Source organism: Hymenobacter sp. NBH84 (assembly GCF_014217645.1).
Taxonomy (GTDB): domain Bacteria; phylum Bacteroidota; class Bacteroidia; order Cytophagales; family Hymenobacteraceae; genus Hymenobacter; species Hymenobacter profundi.
The window spans coordinates 3290838-3313843 of record NZ_CP043644.1; the positions used below are offsets into that span (position 1 = coordinate 3290838).

Here is a 23006-nt window from a genome sequence, read left to right on the forward strand (position 1 = left end):
AGAACGGCGGTAGTATTCTCAATTGAATTTTCTAGAACGTCATGCTGAGCGTAGCCGAAGCATGACGTTCGTTTGCTTTGTGCTTGCACAAGCAGCAGCAAGTTACAGGGAACGGCAGCATTACAGCTATTCCTTTCTGCGCGAGGCCTTCATCAGCACTTACCCCTGCTGCGCCTGAATAGCCGTAATAATCACGGTATTCAGAATATCATCTACGGTGCAGCCGCGGCTGAGGTCGTTTACGGGTTTGTTGAGGCCCTGCAACACGGGGCCAATGGCCAGGGCGCCGGTTTCGCGCTGCACGGCTTTGTAGGTGTTGTTGCCGGTGTTGAGGTCGGGGAAGATGAGGACGCTGGCCTGGCCAGCCACCTCGGAGCCGGGAAGCTTCTGGCGGCCCACCAAAGGGTCTACGGCGGCGTCGTATTGGATGGGGCCTTCCACTTTCAGGTCGGGCCGTTTTTCGCGGACCAATTGGGTGGCCTTGCGCACTTTGTCTACATCGGCGCCCTCGCCGGACGTGCCCGAGGAGTACGACAGCATGGCTACCCGCGGCTCGATACCGAAGGCCTTGCTGCTGTCGGCGGAGGCCATGGCAATTTCAGCCAACTGCTCGGCGGTGGGGTTGGGGTTCACGGCACAGTCGCCGAATACGGCCACGCGGTCGGGTAGGCACATAAAGAACACCGACGACACCACCGACATGCCCGGCTTGGTCTTGATGAACTGCAAGGCCGGCCGAATGGTGTGCTGGGTGGTGTGCACCGCCCCCGACACCATGCCGTCGGCGTGGCCCTTGTATACCATCATCGAGCCGAAGTAGGACACGTCGCGGAGCAGGTCGCGGGCCATATCCTGGTTCACGCCCTTAGCCTTGCGCAGCTCGTAGAACGTCTCCACGTACTCGGGGTAGTGCGGCGACTGCGCTGGGTCTACTACCTGCACGTGGCCCAGCGGCAGGTTTAGGCCCAGGCGCTTCACGGAGGCGGCTACCTCGTCGGGGTTGCCCAAGATGGTAAGGTCTACCACCTCCTGGCGCAGCAGGTGTGCGGCAGCCCGTAGGATACGGTCGTCGTTGCCTTCGGGTAGCACAATGTGCTTGCGCTGGCGCTTGGCCCATTGCAACAAGCGGTACTGAAACATGTGCGGCGTGATACCCTCGGAGCGGAAGCTCACCATCTTTTCCTCCAGCGCCTCCCTATTCACGTAGCGCTCGAAGGTGTTGATAGCCAACCGAATCTTGCGGGTGTTATCGGGCGTGATGCGCGACTTAACGGCCGCCACGCGCGTGCTAGTTTCGAAGGTACCCGTGGAGACGGCTATAATCGGCACTACCGTTTGCAAACCCTCAATCAGCCGCAATACGGGCGCTTCCGGCTCCGAGCCGGCCGTGAGCACAATGCCCGCCACCCGCGGGTAGCTGGCCGATAGGTTGGCCTGCAACGCACAGATAATGATGTCGCCTCGGTCGCCGGGCGTCACAATCAGCACGTTGGGCTTGAGGAAGTTCAGGAAGTTGGGCACTTGCATAGCGCCCGTCACGAAGTTGTCGACTTGGTTGGTCAGCGACTCTTCCCCGAACAGCAGCTTGGCGCCCAGCCCTTCGTAAATCTCGCGCATGGTGGGCTGCGACAACTCTTTCTCAGCCGGTATCACGGCCAGAATCAGTTCGGCGGGCAGCTGCGTTTGCAGCAGCTGGCGCACGTCGTCTAGCTGAGCAGGCGCTACTTTGTTTACGACCACCATCAGCACCTGCACCTCGTTGGTTTCGAAGCTGCGGAGGGTAGTGAGTACGGTGTTGATGATCTGGGCGGTTGGTTTGTCGTCGCCCGAAAGCACTAGGATAACCGGGGCGCCCAGGTTTTTAGCAATCTGGGCATTGTAGCCAAACTCAAACGCCGTACCTGGTCCCACAAAGTCGCTACCCTCCACCACCGTGAAGTCGTAGTTCTCTTCTATCTGCTTGAATTTATGGATAATGGTGTCGATAATTTCGCCTTGGCCGTTGGTTTCAATCAGCCGCAATACCTCCGGGCGGGTATAGGCATAGGTGTCTTCGTAGGCAATGGGCAGCTTGAAATGTTGCAGCACCGTTTGCAGGCGTATGTCCTTCTTTTCGCGCGGGCTTGCATCAATAATGGGCTTGAAGTAGCCCACTTTCTGTGCTTTGCTGAGTAGCATATTCACTAAGCCCAAGGCTATCAGAGACTTGCCGCTATACGGTTCGGCCGTGGCAATGAAGACAGTTTTGGTCATGAACAAGACAGCATGAAAGTGTGAGCAGGAAAGGGTAGTGCCAGATAGGACTGCACCGATCAGGTAGCGCCCGAAGGTATGGCAGCCTCTCTTACGCAACCGACCAAGTCAAGGGTACGGCGTGGTAGCGGCTTAGATGTGTTAGGACTGAAGCGCCAGGCTATGAAGCACCTTTGTGCAGCAGTGTTACTTCAAACGCTGTTTGTCAACTTCAATATACGCCATAGCCCGTAGACCCCACCCTAACCCACTAGAACACCAAAAAGCCCTACCCAGCATTGCACTGGGTAGGGCTTATAGGCTAGAAAAACAGTGTACTCAAACTACCGCACCCGACCGCGGCTACCGCCGCCTTGCCCAAACGAGCGGCCACCCTCGTTTTGCTCGCTACGGCCGGCTGGCAGCTCCTGCATCTGCTGGCGCTGGGGCGCTGCCTGCTGGCGTTGCGGCACTTGATCTGTCCGCTGCCACTGACCTTGGCTTTCGCGCTGCCGGACGGGCTGACGCTCCGGCTGCATACCACTGCTTTGCCCTACCCGACCACGGCCGCCGTAGCCGCCCCACGCGGAGCGCTCAGGGCTACCAGTAGCGGCCTCCCCAAAACGCTCCTGACGCTCTGGCCGTTGCGCGGGGTAGGTGCGGCCAGCATCGGCCAGGGTACGCGGCTGGTTGTAGCTGCTTCTGTCCCGCGAGTCCCGCGTGGCGCCGTACTCGGGGCGGTTGTCGGCGCCGGCACTCACTACCCTACCTCGTTCACGGCTGCGGTAGTCGCCGCGGTTGTCTGCGCCATTGTCAAAGCGACGCTCCACGTTGCGCGGTGCATCGGCGCGGCCGGCGCGAACATCGGGTCGATAAAAGCCGAGAGAGTTTTGCTGCATCGCCACGCGGCCTGGGCGGTTCACGTTGCTCACGTTGTAGACGTTCACGCGGTTGCGGGTCACGGCCTCCAGCTCGCTCCGGCGCGGGCCAGTCACATACGTGCGGTTGTTCTGCACGTACGTGTTGTTGATGATGGTGGTATTGTTGATGATGGTGATGTTGCGGGCGGGCCGCACGTAATAGTCATGCCAGCGCGGGCTCACCACGTACTGCTGCGGTACAAACACCCAGGCCGTATTAGGCACCACATAACGCGGCCCAAAAGATACGTTGATGTTTACGCTGGGTCCCAACGGCGCCCAGCCGTAGTAGCCGCCGCCGCTGCGCCAGCTTACCCAGGCTGGTCCCCATTCGGTGCCGGGCAGCCAGCTCCAGCCGTAGTAATCGGAATAGCGCCAGCGGCCGTAGTGGAATGGCGCCCACCCCCAATCGTAATTCGACACCCAGGTGTTGCCGTACTCCGTCATGGCCCAGTAGCCGTTGGTGCTATAGGGTTGGAAGTCGGGACCGACGTTGGGCAGCCACACGTAACCATAATCGGGGTCTTGCACCCAGCGGCCGTAGGGACTCAGCTCGTCGTAGAAGGTTTGGTACGTGACGCTGACGCTGGGCTGCGCCGCAGCCAGCCGAGGAGTCAGCGCACTCAGCACCAACCCCAGCGCCCAAACCAGACCGCTTCTTTTTAGTAAGGTTATCATGGAAATAAGAAGTTAAAGCGTGAGAGCAGCTTGGCCGGGGGCAGGCCGTACGTCCTGTCTCCTACCCTAGTAAGCGCTTATTTCTTAGACAACTCAAATCCTGTACCGTTTAATTGCTATTCCACTTACTTCGGAGCGCCCGCTAGTGTATACACCCGAATTTCTTTTGGCAGCAGCACGTAAGCGTATTGTTCGCTCACCAATACCTGCTGCACATCGGTCGTTGGCAAGGGTAGGGCGCGGTCTGTGAAGTTGTAGAGGTGGAAGAAGTGCAGGGCGTTGTCGGCCACGTAATACAGTTCATCTCCCAGAAACCCTACATAGCTTAATCCTGTGAAGGGCAGTTTTTTGCGGTAGTTGCCTAGGTTATCAAACACCAAAATGCCCCCCACCCTATCCACCAGATATACGTTGTTCTGGTACTGCCGCAGGAAACGAAAATCCGGCTTGCTCCTACCCACTAGCAAGTCCATAGGCGTGGTGATGATAGGGCGCTGCTGATTGAGGTCGAACTGCTCTAGGGCAATGTTACTTTCATCAAATAGCCACAGGCGCTCATCGGGCGCGATGGTAGCGGCGCGGATGGTGCCATCCAGAAAATCGGCGGTGCGGATTTGGGTGAGCGGCGCCAGAAACCGGTTGAGCAGCAGTAGTTGTTGGCGGTCGTCGTAGAACGCCAGAATCTTGGTGGTATTCCAAGCTTCGAGCTGGGCAATGTGCCCCGGTAGGGCCGGCGAGTAGGTATTCAGTACCTGGCCTTCGGCCCCTAGCTGCACAATGTTGTTCTGCCGGTCTACCACGTAGAGCGTGCCGCGCCTGTCGAGAGAGGCCACGCCGGTGGTGGCCAGTTTGATGGTGCGCACCAGCGCCCAGCCCTCGGCCGCCGAGGCAATGGGGGTAGGCACGGCCGTAGTAGTAGGCACCGGCACCGGCTTACTGGGCGGCGCCACCGACCCAGCCGTGGGTACGGTGGTTTGCCCTACCCCTAGCAGCGGCAGCACCAGGACAATAGCCGTTAAAAGGCAGCTAATCAGCTTGTTCGAAGTATCGCAAAGCCAGGGTTTCGCCATCATATACCGCGTAGGAGCAATAATTGACCCACTCACCAAGATTAATATAGCGGCTGCCGGGGGCTACTTCTACGTCGAGCGGCAGATGGCGGTGGCCGAAAATATAATACTCGTGGTGGTGGTGGTGCTCCAGCTCCCGGCAGTATTGCAGCAGCCACTCCTCATCGCCCTGGTACACCTCTTCTACCTTGGTATTCTGAATGCGGCTCCGACGGCTCCAGCCATTGGCAATACCGATACCCAGATTGGGGTGGACACGCGCAAACAGCCACTGCGATATGGGCGAAGCAAACACGCGCTTCAGCACCTTATACACGTAATCCTTCGGCCCAAGCCCGTCGCCGTGGCCCATATGAAACTCGTGCCCACCAATGCGCTGGCTCACCGGGTGGCGGTGAATGGGAATACCCAACTCCTCCGTAAAATAATCGAACATCCACATGTCGTGGTTACCGGTGAAGAAGATGATAGGGATGCCTGCATCCGTCAGCTCGGCCAGCTTGCCCTGCAACCGGATAAACCCACGCGGAATGGCATGGCGATACTCAAACCAGAAGTCGAAGATGTCGCCTAGCAGGTAGATGGCGGCGGCATCGGGAGCTACCTTATCCAGCCAACGCACAATCTTGCGTTCCCGCGCCAGAGAGCTAGCTACGGTAGGCGTGCCCAAGTGAAAATCGGAAGCAAAGTACACCCGGCGGCCGGGAGGTAGGGCCAGATCAGGCAGGCGAGGTGGCGTCATCCAGTAAGAACAGCACGAGGCTGCGCGGGCCGTGGGCACCGAGCACCAGCGTTTTTTCAATATCGGCCGTGCGGCTGGGGCCGGTAGTTAAGGAAATCATGGAAGGTAGCTTGTCGCCGTGCTGCTCGCGCACCCGCGCCAGGCCGTCGCCAATATCGGCTACTACCTGCGAAGTACGGGCCAGCACCAAGTGCTGATCGGGATAGATGCTGAGGCGGCGGCCGCTGGCTGTGGCGGCACTCACCAGAATGCTACCCGTGCGGGCTATCAGCGCCTCGCAAGTGGTCAGGCCCGCGTCGGCGTTGCTGATGAAGTCGGTTTCGTCGCCCGTGAAGACGATGCCGCCTTGGTGCAGCAGCTTTTTCAGCTCCGGCTCCCACACAAACAGGTTGTTCAGCTCTTTCTCCTTTTTGTAGATGAAAAGCTGATCGAAGAAATGCTCCTCCGATTCGCAGTAGTAGAACTCGCCCCCTATGCGCCGGAAACTCTCCACGAAGGCAATATCCAGTTCCTCGGCGGGTACGCGCGGGTGCAACGGCATCCCAAAATCGGGCGCGGGCGGCTGTGGGGCCGGCTTTTGCACTGCCTCCCGAATGCGGCGCAACAGAATATCACGAGACGACTCAGCCATGCAACAAAGGTAAGGGCTTCTGTATAGTGTTCTGTCAGCGTGAAGCAATTTGTCTGTCATCCTGCGCAGCGCGAAGGACCTTATCCCCGTTGAACGAGTCGTTCGCACGCTTGTCGTTTTCACGTGATAAGGTCCTTCGCGCTGCTCAGGATGACAGTGTGCTTTAAGTGGGCACATGAACACAAAAAAACCAGTGCCTTCTACAAGACACTGGTTTTCTGCATTTACAAATATACTGATACGCTACACGGGCGTTACAGCGCCACCACTAGGAATATCGGCGGAGCGTGGACCGTTGTCGGTCTTGTCGTCGATGCCGGGTAGGTTCATGTCGGGCAGGTCGTCGCCGAGGGCTATGGGGTGCTCGTCTTTCAACTCACTTAGCGTTTCGCTGCGGTCGGTGCCGGCCATGTGCGCTTGGTAGCTGGTCTGGGCGCCATAAGGGCGCGGACCAACCAAACGCTCCAAGTCGTCCTGCAACAGCACTTCCTTAGCCAACAGCTCCTGGGCAATGGTTTCCAATTCCGTGTTGCGCTCGGTCAGCAGGTTCTTGGTGCGGGCGTAGGCGGCTTCAATAATGCTGCGTACTTCCTCGTCAATCATCTGCGAGGTAGCCTCCGAGTAGGGTTTCGAGAAACCGTACTCGTTCTGCCCCTTCGAGTCGTAGTAGGAAATGTTGCCCAGCTTGGGGTTCATGCCATACATCGTCACGATGGAGTAAGCCATCTTCGTGATGCGTTCCAAGTCGCTGAGCGCGCCGGTCGAAATTTTACCGAAGATCAACTCTTCGGCGGCGCGGCCGCCTAAGGCCATGCACATTTCGTCGGTCAGCTGCTCGGTGTTGTATAGGAACTGCTCGCGGGGCAGGTATTGGGCGTAACCCAAAGCTGCTACCCCACGGGGCACAATACTCACCTTCACCAATGGGTCAGCGTGCTCCAGAAACCAGCCGGCAACAGCATGGCCGGCCTCATGGTAGGCCACGATACGCTTCTCATCGGGCGATATAATTTTATTTCTCTTCTCCAAGCCACCAATCACGCGGTCGATGGCGTCGGTGAAGTCCTGCATGCCTACATTCTTCTTGTCGCGGCGGGCGGCAATAAGGGCAGCTTCGTTGCAGACGTTGGCAATTTCGGCACCGGCAAAACCAGGCGTCTGGGCGGCCAGCTTCTTCGCTTCTACGTCGTCATTCAACGTAATCGGCTTCAAGTGCACATTGAAAATCTGCGTGCGGCCGTTAATATCTGGCTTGTCAATGCTGATTTGACGGTCGAAACGACCGGGACGTAGCAGAGCCGAGTCCAACGTATCGGGCCGGTTGGTGGCTGCCAGGATAATAACACCTGAGTCAGTACCGAAGCCGTCCATCTCTACCAGCAGCGAGTTAAGCGTGTTTTCGCGCTCGTCGTTGCCGCCGGGTACGTTGCCACGCGAGCGGCTACGGCCAATGGCGTCAATCTCGTCGATGAAGATGATACAGGGCGCTTTGGCTTTGGCTTGCTTAAATAGGTCGCGCACACGGGCAGCGCCTACCCCTACAAACATCTCCACAAAGTCGGAACCTGACAGGGAGAAGAAAGGCACGTCGGCTTCACCGGCTACAGCTTTGGCCAACAGGGTTTTACCCGTACCAGGAGGACCTACTAGCAGCGCGCCTTTCGGAATCTTACCACCAAGCACTGTGAACTTGGAAGGGTTGCGCAGAAATTCTACGATTTCCTCTACTTCTTCCTTGGCTTCCTCTAGGCCAGCCACGTCTTTAAACGTCACTTTCACCTTGTCGCCGCCTTCAAACAGGGCTGCACGAGATTTACCAATGTTGAAAATCTGACCACCGGGACCACCAGCTCCGCTCATGCGGCGCATTAGGAACCAGAAACCCACGAAAAGCAGAATCAAAACACCCCAGGTGCTGATGTACTGTCCATAGCCCTGATCGGTCTCAATGTCCAGCCCGATTTTTTTCTGACCGGCCGGCAAGTCAGCCTGTAGTTTGTCCAAATCGTCTTTAAACGACTTGCCGTCCACTACTGGAAAGTAGTACTGCGGCGCGTTGGCACTAGAGGCACCCAGTCCCGGCCGACTACGCGAATCGCGGTTGGCCACATTCTTCTGGGCAGCCTCGCGCGTTAGCGTCACCTGCACCAGCTTGTCGTTGAGCAGGGTAATTTTACTTACTTCGCCAGCTGCCAACAGCTGCTCGAAGCGTTGTTGATTGATTTTGGTAGCGGAATTGGTGCCGGTGAAGTAGACCACCCCAAGGATGAACACCACCAGCCCCAGCAACACCCACAACTGCATTCCCGGCCGCGGCGCGGGGGAAGGAAGCGTAGGTTTTTTCTTTTTGGGCGTTGGATCAGGCATGAACTAGAAATGCTAAAGCGAAAAACATAGGCGGAACACGCCGCCAGCGCTAAATGTTCGGGGTAGCAGCACGTAACTTACTGAGCGGCGGCTTCTTCCTCCACGTAGGTAATTTCGGCGTCGCCCCACAACTCTTCCAGCGCGTAGAACTGGCGCCGGTCGCGCAGGAAAATGTGTACTACTACGTCTACGTAATCCAGCAGCACCCACTCACGGTTGGTACGGCCTTCCATTTGCCAGGGCTGCTGGCCAGTTACTTTCTCTACTTCCTCTTCTACTGAACGCGCCAGCGCGTCTAGTTGCGTGTCAGACGAAGCGGAGCAAATCACGAAATAATCAGCTACGGCATTCTTCAACTCTTGCAGGTTGAGCACGACGATGTCGACGCCTTTCTTGTCCTGCATGCCGCGCACTACAATATCTGCCAATATGTCCGAATCCTGCCGAACCGGGGTACTTTTCATCAAGGTATTATTAGGTTTGAACGTCACAACATACGAATAAAGACGTGGAGGAACTTGCCCCCCAAACGCTTTTCACGGGTCAACAGCTGCTTTGGCTGCCCGAATGCGCATCCACAAACACGGAAGCCCATAATCTTGTAGTCAAAAACAGCGCCACCGACGGCTGTACTATCATTACCGACAATCAGACCGCTGGCCGGGGACAACGCGGCAACCGCTGGGAGGCGGCGGCCGGCGAAAACCTGACGCTTTCGGTGGTCTGGCGCCCCACGTTTCTGGCCGCTACCGATCAGTTTCAGCTGAGCCGGGCCGTGGCCCTTGCCGTGCACGACTGGGCTGCTACCCTGCTCGGGCCAGACCCAGCCCTACGGCTGAAGTGGCCAAACGATCTGTATTTCGGTACGCAAAAGCTGGGGGGGATACTGATTGAGAACACGCTCAGCGGCGCAAAGATTCAGCATAGTATTATAGGAATTGGCTTAAATATCAATCAACAGCATTTTGCAGTGCCTACTGCTACCTCAATGGCCTTGCTTACGGGTAGGCCACACGCACGGCCCGCGCTGGCTGCCCGGCTCTTGGAAAGCCTGGAAGCACGCTACCTGCAACTACGCGCCGGGCACGTAGCACAACAACAGCAGGACTACCTGCATGTGCTGTATCGTTACCAGCAACCAGCCTTATATGAGGTGGCAGGACAAGCAGTAAGCGGCCAGATTGAAGGAGTCGACCCTACCGGTCGCCTATTGGTTCGCATCGACCACGAGCTGCGAGCGTTTGGGTTACAGGAAATTGTCTATCGATAAAGTACTGTGTGCTTCTGATAGAGTAGTTGACGTGGTAGGGTAGAAAATACTTTATTCTATTCCAAAAATTGTGAAGCACTACCGCACATTTGCGGTGTTTATATCTGAATTGTCGATTATTTTAGGGAGTTCATCTAAAATTTAGATTTTATCTGTCATAATGCGCAACCTTTCGGCTACAATTAGCATCTAAGACAGTAACAAGCCTACTGAATAAGGCGTAACGCTGGTCTGGCGTGCTTGTTGTACTACCCATTCTAGTAAAATCCATCTTTTTCATTTCAACCGACAATTCCTACCCGTCGGTTTTAACCCTGCCCGATGCCATGAACACTTTTACACGACTTTTTTTGGTTGGCTTGTTTATGAGCGTGCGGCTAACGCTGCTAGCGATGCCCGTTACCGCGCAGTCGTCGGTGACGCCGCCTGCCGCTACTACTAGCGCCAACGAAAGCGCCCGTTCCCTGACTTCTACCCTTAGCCTCTACCCCAACCCGGCTCGCGGCATGGTGATGGTTTCCATCACGCAAAAAGCTGGTCAGGAATATAAGCTACGTTTGAGCAACATTCTAGGCCGTGAGGTACGCACAGTTGCGTTGCAGCCTGCGCCCGGCGAGATTTCAATGCCCGTAAACCTGTCGGACCTACCCGCCGGCATGTATTTTTACAGCTTGCTGATGAACGAGAAAGTAGTGAGCACCAAGCGATTAGTTCTTCAAAACTAAGTTACTATCCTTTCTTCTACATATTTAAAAAGCAGTCGGCACCCCGACTGCTTTTTTTATGCCCTACACATTCTAAGGCTCTCTCCGAACGTTAGCCAACACACGGCCCGATTTATTGTCTATTTTTGGCGCTTCGCTACGCTGACTCCTTTAGCTTAACCTTTTTAGTGCTGTGGCGGATGGGGGGTCACCTCCATCTTACTTTTACTTCTGTATGCGTTCCTATTCTCGATTGAATAATGTAGCCGGCTGGGTGGTGTTTGGCCTCTCGCTGCTGGTGTACCTGCTCACCTTAGAGCCCACGGCCTCGTTCTGGGACTGCGGCGAGTTCATCGCCTGCTCCTACAAGCTGCTCGTGCCCCACCCCCCCGGCGCCCCTACCTTCCTGCTGCTGGGCCGCCTCGTCTCGCTGCTCAGCTTCGGCGACGTGACCAAAGTCGCCGTGCTCGTCAACGGCCTCTCGGCCCTGAGCAGCGCCTTCACCATCCTGTTTCTGTTCTGGTCCATCACGCTGCTGGCCAAAAAGCTCGTGCTGCGCCGCCCCGGCCTGCACGACGACCGCGGCCTGGAGCCGACCCTGGGCCAGACGCTGCTCATCCTGGGCGCCGGGGCCGTGGGCGCCCTCTCGTTTGCCTTCTCCGACTCGTTCTGGTTCAACGCCGAGGAAGCTGAGGTCTACGCCATGTCGGCGCTGGGCACGGCCACGGTGGTGTGGCTGATGCTCAAGTGGGAAAACCGCGCCGACGAGGCCGATAGTGACAAGTGGCTGGTGCTGCTGGCCTATGTCATCGGCCTGAGCATCGGCGTGCACCTGTTGAACCTGCTGGCCATCCCCGCTCTGGGCTTTCTCTACTATTTCCGCCGGCAGCCAACCCCCACCTGGGCTGGGGGTATTGCCACGCTGGTTATCAGCTTCGTACTGGTGGGCGCCATTCTGGTGGGCATCATTCCGGGCTTGCCCACGCTGGCGGGCAACTTCGAGGTATTCTTCATCAACACCCTGGGGCTACCGTTCAACTCGGGCATCGTGCTGTTCATGCTGCTGCTGGTGGGGCTGATCTGGGTGGGTTTTCGCCAGAGCTTCGTGCGCCGCAGTCAGCTGCTGAACACGTTCATGCTCTGCTTCGTGTTCATTCTGATCGGCTACTCGTCTTACCTGATCGTGCCGATTCGCAGTTCCTACCACCCCACCATCAACGAGAACGACCCCGAGGACGTGCTCAGCTTCGTGAGCTACCTCAAGCGCGAGCAGTACGGCGACCGGCCCCTGCTCTACGGCCCACAGTTCAATGCGCAGGCAGTTAGCCAGCAGGATGGCGCCCCGCGCTACGTGCGTCAGGGCGATAAGTACGTGGTAGCCGAGCACCGGCAGGAACTGATCTACCGCGACGAGGACAAGATGCTGCTGCCGCGCCTCTATAGCAACGACCCGCGCCATATTCAGGAATACCAGAAGTGGGTGGATCTACGCGAAGGCGTGAAGCCCACGATGGGCCAGAACCTGTCGTTTTTGTTTCGCTACCAGATGGGGCATATGTTCTGGCGCTACTTCCTGTGGAACTACGCCGGCCGCGAGAGCGACGTGCAGCAGGCCGGCACCTTGTGGCCCACCGAAACGAGCCAGGGCCTGCCCGAGCGCGTAGCCGAGAGCAAAGCGCGCAACCAGTTCTTCGCCATTCCGCTCATCTTAGGGTTGCTGGGCCTGTTCTACCAGGCCCGCCGCGACGGCAAGAACGCCTTGATCGTGGGCCTGCTGTTCGTCTTCACGGGCCTGGCTATCGTGGTCTACCTGAACCAGCCGCCCATTGAGCCCCGCGAGCGGGACTACACCTTCACGGGCGCGACCTATGCCTTTGCCATCTGGATCGGGCTGGGCGTGCTGGCCCTAGCCGACCTGCTGGGCAAAGTGGTGAAGGCCGATACGGCCCGCGCCGGCGTGGTGACGCTGCTGGGGCTGCTGGCGCCGGGCCTCTTGCTGGCCCAGGGCTGGGACGACCACGACCGCTCGGGCCGCTACAACTCCGTGGACTCGGCCCGGAACCTGCTCAACAGCTGCGCGCCGAACGCCATTTTGTTCACCAACGGCGACAACGACACCTTCCCGCTGTGGTACGCCCAGGAGGTAGAGGGCGTCCGTACCGACGTGCGCGTGGCCGTACTCAGCTACCTGAACACGGACTGGTACATTGCCCAGATGAAGCGCCGCAGCTATCTGAGCCAGCCCCTACCCATCTCGCTGGATAGCTCGCGCTACGCCCAGGGCACCAACGACTACCTGCCGTACGCCGAGAACCCAAGCGTAGGGGAAGTCAACTTAAAAGATTTCATCCAGCTAGTAGGGCAAAACAGTGACTTGCTGAAGGTCAGCTACGGCGAGGGCGGGCCTACCCTACTGTCCTTCCCCTCACCTACTTTCTACCTACCCGTAGACACGACGGCAGTGCTGCAAAGCGGCATTATCCCCGCCGACCGCCGCAATCAGCTGGTGGAAAAAATGGAATTCACTGTCGGCAAGCGGGCTATCGAAAAGAAAAGTCTGGTGATTCTGGACATGCTCGCTACCAACAACTGGAAGCGGCCTATCTATTTCTCCAGCACCGTAGTGCCGTCGGATATGCTGGGCTTGCAGCCGTATTTCCAATTAGAGGGCATGGCTTATCGCATCCTACCTCTACGCGACCCTAACTATTCGCCGAAGAGCAATGATGATGGCTACGTAGAGAAAACGCTGATGTACAACAAGCTGATGAACCAGTTTCAGTACCGAGGCCTCGACAACGCTAGTATTTTCTACGACGAAAACAATCTGCGTTTCCCGGCCAACTACCGCGACAAGTTTGTGCGCCTCGCCAATGCCTACCTCGCCAATGGCGATACGGCTACTGCTAAGAAGGTAGTAGACAAATGCTTGGCAGTGATGCCCGATAAGGCGATTCCGTACGACTACTACACGCCGCAGCTGGTGCCCGCGCTGGTAGCAGTAGGCGAGCGGCCCAAGGCCAACCAGATTATGGACGTTATGACCAGTCGGGCGGAGCGGAGCGTAGCGTATTACACCACGCACAACAGCGCCCTGTTTGATCAGGAAGTAAGCCAGGCCTTGATTACGCTGCAAAGCATCTACTTCGCGGCCCAGCAGGTAGGTGACCAGCAACGCGCCAGCAAAGCCATGCAAACCCTAGGGCCATATCTGCAAGGCGGCAGGTAGTATGCTGATTGCTTGACCAGTAAAAACGCAGACAGCCGGTTTCTCTTGCAGAAGCCGGCTGTCTGCGTTTTTACTGATTGTGCTAATACAGCAGAGGATGCCTTTACCGCCGCTTCTTACGTATCCAGTAGTTTATCGCCGTTCTATAATCCGTTTAGTGTGAAGCTCTTTCTGCTTTGTCTGCTGAGTCTGCTACCAATTTGCACGCAGGCCGTTCTTCCACCGCGCCACGATTTCAGCGGCCAGTACCGCCCCAACTGTCCGCAGGCTGATACCCGACGCGAGGCGGACAGCCTGCGGCTATACGTCCGATTTCCGGGGGGGACGCTGCCTGCTGGTCAGTCGCTGTACGTAGCGGTGTGGGCCAGCTACGATGCCAAACAGCCTCTATGGCGGGACTCGGTGCGGCATTTGGCCCGGCAGCTGCGCCAGCGTCCCAACGGCACTTTGCTAGAAGTAAGCCTACCGGTGGCGCGTTTGCAGGCCAATCAGGTTATCAGCGTGCAGCCAGCTCCTACACCCTCCCCCGATGCCAGCAACGAGGCATGGCTGCTGCTCACTGCCAGTCGTTTAACGCGACCTTATGTACTGGTAGACTCGCTGGGCGACCCGCTCCTGAGGCGCTACGTGCGCACAAGCGAAACATTCGGTTTAGCTTATTATGGGTTGGAGCGCCCGTTCAAGATCAAGCAATATGACGCAACATTTGCGGCGGCTCTTCCGCCCATGACCAATCCTGCATCAAAACCTACACAGCCCCGCACGCTCACTATCAGTGACACGGTGAATCTTCGGCCGGGCCAATTGGTACGACTAGCCCGACAAGGCATTTATGCCTTGCAAGGTGATTCACAGGAGCCAATGCTGGGCCTGCTGGCCGAAAATAACGCGTATCCGGAAATTACTACCGCGCCAGAGTTGATCGAGCCGCTTATCTACCTCACTACTTCGGCTGAACGCAGGCAGCTCTACGCGGCCACCGATCCGAAACGGGCCACCGATTTATTCTGGCTGAACATTGCGGGCAATAATCAAAATACGGCTAGGCAGATGATTCGTACCTATTACGGTAGGGTAGCGGAAGCAAACCGCCTTTTTTCAGCGCACAAAGCTGGCTGGATGACTGACCGCGGGATGCTGTATCTGGTATTGGGGCCGCCAGATGCCGTGTATCGGGCGGGCACGGAGGAGCGTTGGGTGTACCACGCGCCAGCAATTGCCAGCGGCACATATGTGTTCCGCGCCAAACCCAGTACCTTTGCTCCCGACAACTATGATTTGGTGCGCCGCCCTGAGTATGAAATGCTTTGGTACGCCGCCGTGGACCAATGGAGAAAAGGACTGACCGCCCAAGCCGCCCGGTAACCGAGCGCCGCACCTTCTACGACGAAAATAACCGTCCCGTACCCCGCCGCGACAACCGCGACGAACGCCCCCGTGAGCCCCGCGCCGATGGCGATAATCCTCGCTACCCTCACCGTCCGGCTGCCGACCGTAGCATTGAGATGCTATTTGGCTTGCGTCCTATTTTGGAGGCGCTAAACGCCGGTCGCACGCTGGAGAAAATCTTCTTGCTGCGCACCACCAAAAACAGCATCACGCAGGATATTTCGGCTTTGGCTAAGGCCGCAAATATTCCGGTGGCCATGGTGCCGCTGGAAAAGCTCGACGGCCTGACGCGCAAAAATCACCAGGGCGCCGTGGCCTTTGTTTCGCCTATTGACTATGCCCCGCTGGATAATATTGTGGCGCGGCTGTTTGAGGAAGGCAAAACCCCGCTGCTACTGATTCTAGACCGCATTACCGATGTGCGCAACTTCGGCTCCATCGCCCGCAATGCCGAGTGTATGGGTGCCCACGCCATTGTAGTGCCTAGCCGCGGCGCTGCCCAGATCAACGGCGATGCGCTCAAAACCTCGGCCGGTGCCCTCAACCTGATTCCGGTGTGCCGCGAGCCAAACCTAAAGGACACCATCCGTTTCCTTCACGATTCGGGCATTCAGGTAGTAGGCTGCACCGAAAAGGCCGAAGACAGCCTGGAAACCGGCGCCGTAGACCTCACCGGCCCCGTAGCTATTCTGATGGGTAGCGAAGAAGACGGCATCTCGCCCGAGTACCTGCGCCTCGCCGATCATACCATCCGTATTCCGATGGCTGGGCAAATCAGCTCCCTCAATGTGTCTGTTGCCAGCGGTATTATGTTATTTGAAGTGCTACGGCAACGGTTGGCAGTTAAAAGTTAAAGTAATGCCAAATAAAGAGCGGCCACCTGTAATGCACAGGTGGCCGCTCTTTATTTGTACAAGGTTGATTAATTATAGCCTACCCCTTTTTTCGATTTCACGTCAGCTACGAAGTCTTTCACACGCTGCTCCTCAGTGCGCTTGCAGATGAGTAGCACGTTGTCGTATTCGGCTACGATATAGCCATCCAGGCCCTGCACCACTACTAGGCGGTCGGAGGGAGTTTTGATGACACATTCGCAGGTATCATACAGAATCACGTCGCCGTCGATAACGTTGTTGCACTCGTCGCGCTTGCCAATGCGGTGCAGCGAATCCCAAGTACCCAGGTCGCTCCAGCCAAAGTCGGCGGGTAGGACGTACACATTGTCTGCCTTTTCCATCACGCCATAGTCGATGCTGATGTTGCGGCAGCGAGAATATGCTTCCGAAATGAAGTCTTCTTCCTGACCAGTACCCAACTGGGTAGCGCCCTCATCAAACACTTCCGAAATATCACTCAGATATTGCCGGAAGGCGTGTAGAATAACGTCGGCGCGCCACACAAAGAGACCGGAGTTCCAGAGGAAATCACCGCTGCTTACAAACATCTGCGCTAGCTCCAGATTAGGCTTTTCGGTGAAGGTTTTCACCTTGAACAAGCCGCCGGGCAGGGAGTTTGCAGCATCGTCCATGTACTGGATGTAGCCATAGCCCGTGTCGGGGCGCGAGGGTTGAATACCCAGCGTAATCAGAACATCGTTAGAGCGGGCCGCGTCTACGGCTTGGCGAATGACGCGTCGAAACTCCTCCTCATTCACCACGGCATGGTCGGCCGGAGATACTATAATCGTTGCTTGGGGGTCGCGCTGGGCAATGCGGTAGCTGGCGTAGGCAATGCACGGGGCCGTATTCCGGCCAATTGGCTCGCCAAGGATCTGGTCGGAAGGCAACTGAGGCAAATGCTCCTGCACTAAGTCGTGATAGTCCCGGTTGGTTACCACAAATACGTTTTCAATTGGGCATATTTCAGCGAAACGGTCGATGGTGAGTTGCAGCATGGAGCGCCCGATGCCCATCACATCATGAAATTGCTTGGGGTGGTGCGTGCGGCTAAATGGCCAAAACCGGCTGCCAATGCCGCCGGCCATTACAACGAGGTAAGTATTCTGCGCCATATAATCTGATGCGGAGTGTCGTAGATAAGAAAAGTTCAAACGTAGAGGTGCAAATATCCTATTTTATTTATCAAGTACTACACAATACCAAATTAATTATACTTTAATAATGATAGAGCACAAAACATAGTTATACCAAACCCTCCCGCAGTAAATCGTGCAAATGGATAAATCCGCTGAACTGCTCTCTATTCAGGACTACCAGTTGCGTGATATTACGTTGTTGCATACGGTTGAGTGCTTCCACTGCAAAGTCCTCTACATCCACGGTTACCGGGTTGAGCGTCATAATATCCCGGGCACGAATAGCATCCAGATCATCAAAGTTGGTCAGCATCCGGCGCAAATCGCCGTCAGTGATAATACCTTGCAACTCGTCGGTAGCGGGGTGTAGTACGGCGGTTGCGCCCAAACGTTTGCCTGAAATTTCCAGAATAATTTCCTTGAGCGGCGCTTCTGTGCTCACGCGTGGCTTGGCGTTTTGCACGGAAATGTCGCCTACCTTCAGATACAACTTCTTGCCTAGCGTCCCCCCAGGGTGTAAGGTGGCAAAATCTTGAGAGGTGAATTGCCTACCATCCAGCAGACACATGGCCAGCGCATCGCCAACGGCAAGCGCTACGGTAGTACTAGTGGTAGGTGCTAGGTTCAGCGGGCAGGCCTCGCGCTCTATGGGCGCGTGCAACACATAATCGGCCTGCTGGGCTAGGTAGGAGTCGGCATTGCTTACTAGTGCCACCAATGGCACGCCTCGGCGCTTGAGTAGTGGCACCAGCACTTTTATCTCGGGTGTGTCGCCGCTTTTGCTGATGGCCACCACAAAATCCTGCGGCTGAATCATGCCTAGGTCGCCGTGAATGGCATCGGCGGCGTGCATGAATAAGGCAGGAGTACCCGTCGAATTTAGGGTAGCCACTATTTTGCTGGCAATGTGGGCACTCTTGCCAATACCCGTTACTACTACCCTACCGGGCGAGACAAGTATAGCGGCTACGCATTGTGCAAAATCGGGAGCAGTTGTCAGGCTATCGGCTACCCGGCGGATAGCTTCTGCTTCTTGCAACAGCACTTTTTTTGCAACGGAGTTGATATCGTTCTGCGCTTTCAATCTAAATTTGATATTACGTAACGGTTAAGAAGCCGCTGGCAGTAGTTGGAAATACGTTTTCCTTTCGCTTCAGCATCTCCAACCGCTATTGCAAAATTCCTTAGATTGAGAGTTCAACCTAGTGTGAGGTGAGGCTCTCATCTACCATCCCCAAATCGAGAAGTGAGGAAGTCTATGCCAGCCGTTAAACAAATTCCTCTGCCGGAGGCTGATCTGAAAGGCAAGTTAAAGGAAGTTTTTGGGTACGGACAGTTCCGTGGCACCCAGGAAGCGGTTATCCAGAATGTCATTGAGGGTAAGAATACCTTTGTGATTATGCCTACCGGCGCGGGCAAAAGCCTGTGCTATCAGCTCCCCGCGCTGGTGTTACCGGGCACGGCTATTGTTATTTCGCCGCTTATCGCCCTGATGAAAAATCAGGTGGATCAGCTGAACGCGTTTGGCGTAAATGCAGCCTTTCTGAACTCGACGCTTTCTAAATCGGAAATGAACCGGGTGAAGAAGGATGTGATTACCGGTGACGTGCGCCTGCTGTACGTGGCGCCTGAGTCGCTGACCAAGGACGAAACTATTGAGTTCCTGAATAAAGCCACCATCTCCTTCGTGGCTATTGACGAGGCGCACTGCATCTCGGAATGGGGCCATGACTTCCGCCCCGAGTACCGCAAGATTCGCGGTATCATTGATAACCTGGGCGCCAATGTGCCCATTATTGCCCTCACGGCCACGGCCACGCCCAAGGTGCAGCTGGACATCCAGAAGAACCTGCAAATGGACGATGCTTCGGTGTTCAAGACGTCGTTCAACCGCACCAACCTCTATTACGAGGTGCGGCCCAAGCATAACACCAAAAAGCAGCTGATTCAGTACGTGAAGCAGCACAAGGGCAAAGCCGGCATTGTGTATTGCTTGAGCCGTAAGAAGGTAGAGGAAATTGCTGAGCTGCTGAAAGTGAACGACGTGAAGGCCCTACCCTACCACGCCGGCCTCGACCCACATGTGCGTATGGCCAACCAGGATGCTTTCCTGAACGAAGAAGCCGACGTGATTGTAGCGACCATCGCCTTCGGCATGGGCATCGATAAGCCCGACGTGCGTTTCGTGATTCACTACGACACGCCCAAGAGCATTGAAGGCTACTACCAGGAAACCGGCCGCGGCGGCCGCGACGGACTGGAAGGCAACTGCTTGATGTTCTACAGCTACGACGATATCGTGAAGCTGGAGAAGTTCAACAAGGACAAGCCCGTGACGGAGCGCGACAACGGCAAGCTGCTGCTCCAGGAAATGGCCAACTACGCCGACTCGGCTGTGTGCCGCCGCCGGCAGTTGCTGCACTACTTTGGGGAGGTGTACGACAAAGACTGTGGCTTTTGCGACAACTGCCGCCACCCCAAAGAGCGTTTCGAAGCCAAGGACGAAATGCTGATGGCCTTGAAAGCCGTGGTGCAAACCAACGAGCGGTTTGGCATCGACCACATCGGTACGGTACTGATGGGCATGAAAAACGCCCACATAGAGAGCTACGGCCACAATAAGCTGCCCGTGTATGGTCAGGGTAAAGACCACGATGCGCAGTTTTGGCACTCCTTGTTGCGGCAAGCGCTACTTAACGGCTTCTTACAGAAGGACATCGAGAGCTTTGGTGTTGTAAAAATTACAGCCAAAGGACTTGACTTTATCGAAAATCCTTACGCTATTAAGCTCACCAAAGACCACAACTACGAGGAAGAGGTGCAGCAGGAAGAAGAAAAAGAAGGGGAACAGCAGGCCGCCGGCCACGACGAGACGCTGTTTGACATGCTGAAAGCATTGCGGAAGAAGACTGCCCAGCAGAAAAACCTGCCGCCCTACGTGCTATTCCAGGACCCATCGTTGAAGGAGATGGCTACCACCTTCCCAACCAAGATGGACGACTTGGCCCACATTGGCGGGGTAGGCATGGGCAAAGCGCAGAAGTTTGGTGCGCCGTTCCTGGCCCTCATCAAGAAGTATGTAGAGGAAAACGATATTGAAACGGCTGCCGATGTGGTGGTGAAATCGGCCGTTAACAAGTCGAAAATCAAGATTTACATCATTCAGCAAATCGATAAAAAGATGGACCTGGAGGAAATTGCCGCCTCCAAGGGCCTCGATATGCGTGAGCTGATGGAGGAAATTGAGCACATCTGCTACTCCGGCACCAAGCTCAACCTCGACTACTATATTAATAATGTATTGGACGAGGAGCGTCAGGACGAGATTTACGACTACTTCATGCAGTCGAACACCGACAACATTGCCGTAGCGCTCAAAGAACTCGGCACCGACGACTACACCGAAGAGGACCTACGCCTGATGCGGATTAAGTTCTTGAGCGAGGTAGCCAACTAAGCTCACGGATTTTTTCGGATTAGTCAGATTATGTAGATGATTTTCCTAATTACCAACCGTACTCTCTTAAAAACAAAAGGACTTGCCAACATGGCAAGTCCTTTTGTTTTTACAGGAATGTCTACAAAATCCGACCAATCCGTCTAATCCGAAAAAATCCGTGATTAGCAGTACTCCTCGAAAGCGCCTTGCAGGTTGTTGGCGATGCGCATCATGTCGTTGCCTTCGATGTGGTAGCGCTCAATCATGTGCACCAGTTCGCCATCTTTGAATAGGGCGATGCAGGGCGACGAGGGAGGGTAGGGCAACAGGTGCTCGCGCACTTTATTCACTGCGTCACCTTCCATACCAGCAAATACGGTTACCAAGCGGTTAGGCTTTTTATCGGCGCTGGCTACGGCGAGCTTCAGGGCTGGGCGGGCTTTGCCAGCGGCGCAACCGCACACCGAGTTCACGGCCACCAGCACAGTGCCTTGGTCGGGATTGAGGGCGGCATCTACTTCTTCGGGGGTCATCAGTTGCTCGAAGCCAGCCTCTACGAGGTCTTGGCGGATAGGAGCTACCATGTATTCAGGATACGTTGCCATTGCGTGAAATGGGCTAAATGAAATAAAATCAACGATTGACTCTCAGCAGAGTACCGCAAAAAATACGGAAACTCCGCTATGCAAGAGACATTTGCTGTCACAACCACAAAGAAGACGCCACGGTTTACCAAACCTGTTTTTTCTGCGTAAACAAGAAAAAACTACAGCTCTCCTCCCGTATGAATCGCACGCAATTCACTGCTACCCTTACCCAATCGGAGCCGCCTGCTGGCCTTACCCCTTTGCTTGAAGCCCTGTGGTATGCCGGGCGAGATGAGTGGCACCGCGCCCACGCCATTGCGCAAGACCACGAGGATGACCCAACATACAACTGGCTCCACGCCTGCCTCCACCGCCAAGAAGGCGACCAGACAAACGCTGCCTATTGGTACCGCCGGGCTGGGCGGCCGGTGCATACGGGTTCGTTGCGGGCTGAGTGGGAGGAACTGGTACGCACGCAACTGCCCCAATAACTGACCTGGCTTTGCCCGCAAATTTGGTCTAGTAATTTTGTTCTGCCTCGAATAAATTATACTAATAAACGAATCTTCAGGCAGTTAGCGCAACGCTACGCAATAGAAGTTATATTTATTCCGCGTTGGTACGGTCCGGCGGAAAAGTATGCGAAAGATAGTTGCGTTCACCTTTACCCTGTTGTGTGCCGGCGCGGCTCATGCACAGGTAGACACTGTACGAGCCACTACCCTCCCGCCCGACCAACTGGCGGAGAAGCTCTACAATAGCGGTGTAGCCAAGTACAACCAGAAAAGCTACCGCGCCGCCCTACTCGATTTTGACAAGGCACTGGCCGCAAAGCCGGAGTTTGCCAAGGCGTATTACAACCGCGCCACTACACGCTACGAGTTGCAAGAGTATCAGCCTGCTGTGCAGGACTACGACCACGCTATTCAGCTGGAGCCAACCGGCACCTCCTACTTCGGGCGGGCGCAGGCTCGTGAGGCGCTAAAGCTACGCGACGAAGCCGAGCAGGACTATACGAAAGCAACGGAACTGCAAGCTGGCTATGCGCCCGCTTGGTACTACCGGGGCGCCTTGCGCTTCGAAAAAGCTGATTATCAAGCTGCCCGTGCCGATTTTGATCAAGCTATCAAGGCCGATCCTACCTACGCCTATGCGTACCATGATCGGGGTAGCACCCAGCGCCAGCTCGGAAATTATCCGGCCGCCATTCAGGACTACACCAAAGCCTTAACACTTCAGCCTGATTTGCTGCCGGCCTTGCTCAACCGTGCGGCTACCCGTCGCCGCGCTGGCGACTTGAAAAGCGCATTGGTTGATTATAATGAGTATCTGAATAAAAAAACGGATAACGCCGTGGCCTACTCCAACCGCGGCGCAACCCGCTACGAGGCCGGCGACTACCAAGGCGCTGCCGACGACTTCAGCAAGGCCGTGGCGTTGCAGGCCGACTATGCATTTGCCTGGAACAACCGTGCCGCCGCCTACCTCAAGCTAGAAGAGTATAAAAAGGCTGCGGATGACGCCAACAAGGCCATTTCGCTGAATCCGCAATATGCCGAAGCCTACCTCAACCGTGGCCACGCCCGCGAAATGCTGCGCGATGCCGGCGGCGCTTGCCAGGATTGGCGCAAGGCCGCTGAATTAGGCTTGGAAATTGGCAAGACATACGCGGCCAACTCGGGCTGCAACGGTGATTAATAAGTGAACGGCTGA

General features: G+C 56.1%; 18 protein-coding genes. 8 read left to right on the forward strand and 10 right to left on the reverse strand.

Annotation, left to right across the window (positions count from 1 at the left end; all coding sequences use genetic code 11):
• Nucleotides 1-159 precede the first annotated feature (159 nt).
• The 7 genes from pta to rsfS all read right to left on the reverse strand — a co-directional run bounded on the left by pta (nt 160) and on the right by rsfS (nt 9104).
• A complete protein-coding gene (gene pta / locus F1C16_RS13740) occupies nt 160-2253 on the reverse strand; it encodes a phosphate acetyltransferase (RefSeq protein WP_185281207.1) in 2094 nt (697 codons plus the stop codon).
• A 323-nt stretch (nt 2254-2576) separates the two neighbouring features.
• Nucleotides 2577-3830: a DUF6600 domain-containing protein gene (locus F1C16_RS13745; RefSeq protein WP_185281208.1), complete on the reverse strand. Its 1254-nt coding sequence runs from the start codon at nt 3828-3830 to the stop codon at nt 2577-2579.
• Nucleotides 3831-3955: 125 nt separating this feature from the next.
• The gene (locus tag F1C16_RS13750) at nt 3956-4903 is read right to left on the reverse strand and encodes a hypothetical protein (RefSeq protein WP_185281209.1); all 948 of its coding nucleotides are present in this window, start codon (nt 4901-4903) and stop codon (nt 3956-3958) included.
• Nucleotides 4857-5642, reverse strand: coding sequence for a UDP-2,3-diacylglucosamine diphosphatase (locus tag F1C16_RS13755; RefSeq protein WP_185281210.1), 786 nt, complete (start codon nt 5640-5642; stop codon nt 4857-4859). Before F1C16_RS13755 ends, F1C16_RS13750 begins: the two co-directional genes overlap by 47 nt.
• Complete coding sequence (locus tag F1C16_RS13760; protein WP_185281211.1) at nt 5620-6273, reverse strand: LUD domain-containing protein; 654 nt, start codon at nt 6271-6273, stop codon at nt 5620-5622. Before F1C16_RS13760 ends, F1C16_RS13755 begins: the two co-directional genes overlap by 23 nt.
• Nucleotides 6274-6516: 243 nt before the next feature.
• Nucleotides 6517-8640: an ATP-dependent zinc metalloprotease FtsH gene (gene ftsH / locus F1C16_RS13765; protein ID WP_185281212.1), complete on the reverse strand. Its 2124-nt coding sequence runs from the start codon at nt 8638-8640 to the stop codon at nt 6517-6519.
• Between the two features lie 77 nt (nt 8641-8717).
• On the reverse strand, nt 8718-9104 hold the full coding sequence (rsfS, locus tag F1C16_RS13770; RefSeq protein WP_185281213.1) for a ribosome silencing factor: 387 nt from the start codon (nt 9102-9104) through the stop codon (nt 8718-8720).
• Between the two features lie 44 nt (nt 9105-9148).
• Here rsfS and F1C16_RS13775 point away from each other — a divergent pair, with 44 nt between their 5' ends.
• The 5 genes from F1C16_RS13775 (at nt 9149) to rlmB (ending at nt 16086) form a co-directional block, all read left to right on the forward strand.
• A complete protein-coding gene (locus tag F1C16_RS13775) occupies nt 9149-9910 on the forward strand; it encodes a biotin--[acetyl-CoA-carboxylase] ligase (protein ID WP_185281214.1) in 762 nt (253 codons plus the stop codon).
• A gap of 326 nt (nt 9911-10236) precedes the next feature.
• The gene (locus F1C16_RS13780) at nt 10237-10635 is read left to right on the forward strand and encodes a T9SS type A sorting domain-containing protein (protein WP_185281215.1); all 399 of its coding nucleotides are present in this window, start codon (nt 10237-10239) and stop codon (nt 10633-10635) included.
• A gap of 214 nt (nt 10636-10849) precedes the next feature.
• Nucleotides 10850-13843: a DUF2723 domain-containing protein gene (locus tag F1C16_RS13785; protein WP_185281216.1), complete on the forward strand. Its 2994-nt coding sequence runs from the start codon at nt 10850-10852 to the stop codon at nt 13841-13843.
• A gap of 159 nt (nt 13844-14002) precedes the next feature.
• Nucleotides 14003-15208 (forward strand): GWxTD domain-containing protein, encoded by a 1206-nt coding sequence (locus F1C16_RS13790; protein WP_185281217.1) that lies wholly within the window; start codon nt 14003-14005, stop codon nt 15206-15208.
• Nucleotides 15172-16086: a 23S rRNA (guanosine(2251)-2'-O)-methyltransferase RlmB gene (rlmB, locus tag F1C16_RS13795; RefSeq protein WP_185281218.1), complete on the forward strand. Its 915-nt coding sequence runs from the start codon at nt 15172-15174 to the stop codon at nt 16084-16086. The genes F1C16_RS13790 and rlmB overlap by 37 nt, the downstream gene beginning before the upstream one ends.
• A gap of 68 nt (nt 16087-16154) precedes the next feature.
• On the opposite strand, the gene F1C16_RS13800 is transcribed toward rlmB, so the two are convergent.
• Complete coding sequence (locus F1C16_RS13800) at nt 16155-17243, reverse strand: mannose-1-phosphate guanylyltransferase (RefSeq protein WP_185281219.1); 1089 nt, start codon at nt 17241-17243, stop codon at nt 16155-16157.
• A gap of 130 nt (nt 17244-17373) precedes the next feature.
• Nucleotides 17374-18351 (reverse strand): SIS domain-containing protein, encoded by a 978-nt coding sequence (locus F1C16_RS13805; RefSeq protein WP_185281220.1) that lies wholly within the window; start codon nt 18349-18351, stop codon nt 17374-17376.
• Nucleotides 18352-18525: 174 nt separating this feature from the next.
• Here F1C16_RS13805 and recQ point away from each other — a divergent pair, with 174 nt between their 5' ends.
• Entirely contained in the window at nt 18526-20724 is a 2199-nt protein-coding gene (gene recQ / locus F1C16_RS13810) for a DNA helicase RecQ (RefSeq protein ID WP_185281221.1), read from the forward strand.
• Nucleotides 20725-20888: 164 nt separating this feature from the next.
• Here recQ and F1C16_RS13815 read toward each other — a convergent pair whose 3' ends face one another.
• Nucleotides 20889-21290, reverse strand: a complete 402-nt coding sequence (locus tag F1C16_RS13815; protein WP_308461634.1) for a BrxA/BrxB family bacilliredoxin — start codon at nt 21288-21290, stop codon at nt 20889-20891.
• 200 nt (nt 21291-21490) lie between these two features.
• Between F1C16_RS13815 and F1C16_RS13820 the strand changes: the two genes are divergently transcribed.
• The gene (locus tag F1C16_RS13820; protein WP_185281223.1) at nt 21491-21784 is read left to right on the forward strand and encodes a hypothetical protein; all 294 of its coding nucleotides are present in this window, start codon (nt 21491-21493) and stop codon (nt 21782-21784) included.
• 148 nt (nt 21785-21932) lie between these two features.
• Complete coding sequence (locus F1C16_RS13825) at nt 21933-22991, forward strand: tetratricopeptide repeat protein (protein WP_185281224.1); 1059 nt, start codon at nt 21933-21935, stop codon at nt 22989-22991.
• The last annotated feature ends 15 nt before the right edge of the window (nt 22992-23006 follow it).

Excerpts from the sequence above, each read along its gene's own strand:
- recQ (WP_185281221.1), top strand. The coding sequence starts at position 18,526 with ATGCCAGCCGTTAAACAAATTCCTCTGCCGGAGGCTGATCTGAAAGGC.
- ftsH (WP_185281212.1), bottom strand. The coding sequence starts at position 8,640 with ATGCCTGATCCAACGCCCAAAAAGAAAAAACCTACGCTTCCTTCCCCC.
- F1C16_RS13825 (WP_185281224.1), top strand. The coding sequence starts at position 21,933 with ATGCGAAAGATAGTTGCGTTCACCTTTACCCTGTTGTGTGCCGGCGCG.
- F1C16_RS13755 (WP_185281210.1), bottom strand. The coding sequence starts at position 5,642 with ATGACGCCACCTCGCCTGCCTGATCTGGCCCTACCTCCCGGCCGCCGG.
- F1C16_RS13800 (WP_185281219.1), bottom strand. The coding sequence starts at position 17,243 with ATGGCGCAGAATACTTACCTCGTTGTAATGGCCGGCGGCATTGGCAGC.
- F1C16_RS13785 (WP_185281216.1), top strand. The coding sequence starts at position 10,850 with ATGCGTTCCTATTCTCGATTGAATAATGTAGCCGGCTGGGTGGTGTTT.
- F1C16_RS13760 (WP_185281211.1), bottom strand. The coding sequence starts at position 6,273 with ATGGCTGAGTCGTCTCGTGATATTCTGTTGCGCCGCATTCGGGAGGCA.
- F1C16_RS13745 (WP_185281208.1), bottom strand. The coding sequence starts at position 3,830 with ATGATAACCTTACTAAAAAGAAGCGGTCTGGTTTGGGCGCTGGGGTTG.
- F1C16_RS13780 (WP_185281215.1), top strand. The coding sequence starts at position 10,237 with ATGAACACTTTTACACGACTTTTTTTGGTTGGCTTGTTTATGAGCGTG.
- F1C16_RS13750 (WP_185281209.1), bottom strand. The coding sequence starts at position 4,903 with ATGATGGCGAAACCCTGGCTTTGCGATACTTCGAACAAGCTGATTAGC.
- rsfS (WP_185281213.1), bottom strand. The coding sequence starts at position 9,104 with ATGAAAAGTACCCCGGTTCGGCAGGATTCGGACATATTGGCAGATATT.
- F1C16_RS13815 (WP_308461634.1), bottom strand. The coding sequence starts at position 21,290 with ATGGTAGCTCCTATCCGCCAAGACCTCGTAGAGGCTGGCTTCGAGCAA.
- rlmB (WP_185281218.1), top strand. The coding sequence starts at position 15,172 with ATGGAGAAAAGGACTGACCGCCCAAGCCGCCCGGTAACCGAGCGCCGC.
- pta (WP_185281207.1), bottom strand. The coding sequence starts at position 2,253 with ATGACCAAAACTGTCTTCATTGCCACGGCCGAACCGTATAGCGGCAAG.
- F1C16_RS13820 (WP_185281223.1), top strand. The coding sequence starts at position 21,491 with ATGAATCGCACGCAATTCACTGCTACCCTTACCCAATCGGAGCCGCCT.